4 protein-coding genes are annotated in these 3,864 nt (G+C 28.9%); all 4 read right to left on the bottom strand.

Annotated features, from left to right (window positions below; all coding sequences use genetic code 11):
• Positions 1–170: 170 nt before the first annotated feature.
• Positions 171–1,064 (bottom strand): hypothetical protein, encoded by an 894-nt coding sequence (locus PVA17_RS24420; protein WP_274069285.1) that lies wholly within the window; start codon positions 1,062–1,064, stop codon positions 171–173.
• Positions 1,065–1,067: 3 nt separating this feature from the next.
• On the bottom strand, positions 1,068–1,853 hold the full coding sequence (locus tag PVA17_RS24425; RefSeq protein WP_274069286.1) for a hypothetical protein: 786 nt from the start codon (positions 1,851–1,853) through the stop codon (positions 1,068–1,070).
• Positions 1,850–2,479 (bottom strand): hypothetical protein, encoded by a 630-nt coding sequence (locus PVA17_RS24430; RefSeq protein WP_274069287.1) that lies wholly within the window; start codon positions 2,477–2,479, stop codon positions 1,850–1,852. Before PVA17_RS24430 ends, PVA17_RS24425 begins: the two co-directional genes overlap by 4 nt.
• Before the next feature lie 173 nt (positions 2,480–2,652).
• Positions 2,653–3,537, bottom strand: coding sequence for a hypothetical protein (locus PVA17_RS24435; RefSeq protein WP_274069288.1), 885 nt, complete (start codon positions 3,535–3,537; stop codon positions 2,653–2,655).
• Positions 3,538–3,864 lie beyond the last annotated feature (327 nt).

Raw genomic sequence — 3,864 nt, forward strand, 5'->3', positions numbered from 1 at the left:
TGTATACACAATAAAAAGTTATTTAAATAAAAAGAAGTAGTAACAAGGAGTTGTTCCTTTTACTACTACTTCTTATTCTACGGTGAGAAAAAGCTGCTTTTGTATTTCTTTCAATCATTCGTTCAAGTTTGAATAAATAGTAAAAGCTAATAACTGCATTTGGTTTAAGATTAAACCTTAGGAAATTCTACAATATCGACATCGTTAACTGTATAAACCCTAGTCTCAGCAGCCTCTTTTATTTCTTCTGGTAGTGAATGATACAGATTAGAAATGATTAAATTTCTCTCATCCAAACGTATATCAACTGACAAACTGAAATTTAAGATGAATCGTATTTCACCTTCATTACCTATTGGTATTGCAGAAATATGAATAGTACCAACCCACTTCTCTTGGCCTCTGTCATCCCCTATTTTAAAAACATCCCACATCTCATGTTCCTCAGAATAGTAAGAAGCTTTGATATATACTTGTGGATTTAAAAACTTAATATCATAAGGATATCCTAATAGCATAATAGCTGCCTCTGAATCTTCTGCAGGAGGTGCATATCTTTCTTGGTCAATCATAAAAACATATGCTCCATAGCACGCAATTTCTTTTAAAATTGTTTGGTACAGCTCGTAAATGTCTGGTAACTCTTTTAATAAATAGGTATTATACTGTTCAATTGGGGTATTCATATACCACTTTGCATCAATATTTTTAAAAGAATCATTCATTATGCTAACTACTTGAAATTGAAGGATACCCTTGGGAAGCTTGTAATACTGCAAATAAATCTCTTTATTTTCTGCATTATTTTGCATATCTTTATCTAATAAAGACATTAAATAATAACCATGGAAAAACTGTTGTGTAACGGTGTTTTCCATTATCTCAATAAATGTTTCTTGTTGCTCTGTAGTCTTAGCTTGTTGAATAATTTTTTTGCTGTAAAACATCATTAAATCTTTATAGCTTTGTTGAAATTTCTCATCTGTTTTTAATTTATTCTCTAATATCTTTGTGACTTCCTCTTCCTGTCTCTTAGCAATAGTTAACTCTTCTTGTGTATTCATATTTTAATTCTCCTTCTTTTTCTCTATAAATGCTGGGGCAAATTTTGCTTGTCCTGTATGATAGCCCGCTGTTGGTTCATCATTTTTTATTTGCCACGCTTCATTTCCATTTTTCTTAATTGTTGTTTTATAAAATATTTCTTCGCGGTTAGAAAGAATGTATTTTCTAAAGAATATTCTTTCATCTTCTGAATCACCATCATAAAGTTTAGTCATTTCATATTCCTCTATGGTATTACCAAGTTGTTCTCTAAATAGCTCCTGGAGTGAATTGTACATTTTTACGCGATCTTCATCTTTAGAAGGTAATACATCAGAAAATTCTTTATGAAGGTAAGGCTTCATCGTTTTGTAAAAGGTTGAGCCATCCCAATTCTCGGAATAATACATAAATAATGCATAACTAAAAAATTGACTTGCTTCATCTGCATTTTTAAACTCGCTCTTTATTGAAGGAACATTTTTTTTAACTACTACTCGTTGATCTAAATTGTTGTGTTTAACAGCATCTAAAGCGTTTTTGCTTTCACTTTTCTCTAATGCATCTTTTTGGCTCTCACTCATTTCATACTCATTTGCAATATTTTCAAATTCCGAACCTGACTTAGATTCTTTTATAGCTTTTTCATCATAGTTTTGTTTTTTATTTGAATCATCATTCTTTATATCTTTCGCCTCTTCTTTTTCGGTAGTTCCTTTTTCAATAAATTTTGTAGGACTACACCCAGTTAAATAAACGGAACTAGATAGTATTACAATAGATGAAAACAAAAACCACTTTCTTTTCAATAACAAGCATATCCCCTCACTTCTTTCATTTTTTCTTGTTTCTGTAAAAACATTTTTTTTGCATGATCAGTTAATAATTCGTGGAGTGCTAAAGATTCATAACTCGGCCGATTTTCAATAATTGATGTTAAAAGCAATTCATCCAATGCTTGGACTTTAAAGTGGCCTTCAGCATTTAATCTCAAATAAGATGTTCTCATTGTCTTTTCGAATAAATAAATTAATGTATGTTTTGTATCTAAGGTTAGTGTATTTTGTTTTATAAGCACTTGATTATTTACTTTTGTTCCAAACAAACATAACCAAAGCATATATGTGCTGTTTCTTAATAATCTTGGGTCCATTGCAATTACGTTTGTGCCATCTGACCAATTACGAATAATCCTTTCTAATACAAGCGAATCTTTGATTACGTACGTATCCTTTTCATCTATCACTTCTTCTATGCAAACAAGATGCTGCAATCGGTATTTTTCAATATACATTTTAAGAATTTTACGCTTGTTTAAAGGTAAACTAAATTTCAGTTCGTGTTTTCCTGATTTATTTTGTATGAAACTATCACCGAGCAATACAGCGACAATCAAATCTTCTGTCATTCTTAGCGTTGGAATTGACATATTCAAATTTATCACGTTCCCTTTTCTTTTTTTATAAAAAAAGAACACCTCAAATGATGCGAATACAAAATTGTTTCGCAAATCATCTGGGGTGTTCCCAAAATTAAATATAAATTTTAACGTTTTCCTATTCATCATAACTGTAATAACTACATATTTTCAAGTATATTCGTAATATTTCAGTTAAGAGTACTCATTCGTTCTTTTGCTGATTGCAATAAATGTATAACACTGCTTTCCGTTCGACCTATTAATTGACTAATTTCACTTGTTGATTTTCCTTGTTCCAATAAATATTGGACATAGGTAACCCTTATTTCGTCAGAGCGAAAAGGCATTTCTATAAAATCATTAATATAATTTATATATGTTCTAGAGGAGATTGGTTTTGTCTGTACATATTCACCTTGTACCGTTTTAGAACGAACACTAATTAAATAATCAGTACCTTTAAATATTGCTTTTTCTATTGCACGTCGTAATACATCAATATCTAAAGGATCTGTAAAAGGTATTTTAGTCTCAACGTTATATTTTGACGTATATGTTAATTCAATTAAATCTAATTGGGATGTATCAAAATTATCAATGGTTAAATTATACATATCTATTAATTGTATACCTTTCATATACAATACAGTCAATAACTTCGAATTGTCAGCCAAATCGGAAGTTAATATTTTTGTTTTATTCTCAAGCATTTTTTCATAAGTATAGTTAATCTCGGATTGTATAAACTTGAATTTAGATTTCTCTTTTTTATTAGAGAAATAGTTAAACTTCTCCATAAAATCGTATGAAATTTGATTTGTTTCCCATAAATAATCAAAGAAGCGTTTTAAATGTCCTTGTTTACGATAAATGGTATGGTCAGTCCAAGATTCGTTTTCCTTAGTTAAAAAATCCTGAACATCTTCTGAAGTAAATTCATGAGGCTCTTTTGATTTTTTATATTTTAATGACACAAAACTAAGGAACTGCTTAATAACAATTACTTCGAATTTTAAAGTATTTTTACTTTTATCACTTTTTTCAAGTTTATACTTTTCATATCCATAAGGCATATCTCCACACTCCTTTCTTAATAATAATTATCTACGAACATAATCTATTATTCCTATTATATTCTACAACAATTTTAAAGTCCCTCATTAAGATTCATTTTAATTTTTAATAATATAATAATTTTCATAAAAAATAACAGAATAAAGAACAGAATAAAGAACAGAATAAAGAACAGAATAATTATAGAATTTTAAGCTTAGAAGATTCATAGCTTTGAAATGTTGATTTAGCAATAATCGTTTTCTTATTTTGAATTTTCATAAATAACATTTGTGGTATCTTGCTGGATTTTTTTAAAATATAGAAACTATTACATAGTATATACA

It is taken from the genome of Lysinibacillus sp. CNPSo 3705 (assembly GCF_028674935.1).
Lineage (GTDB): Bacteria > Bacillota > Bacilli > Bacillales_A > Planococcaceae > Lysinibacillus.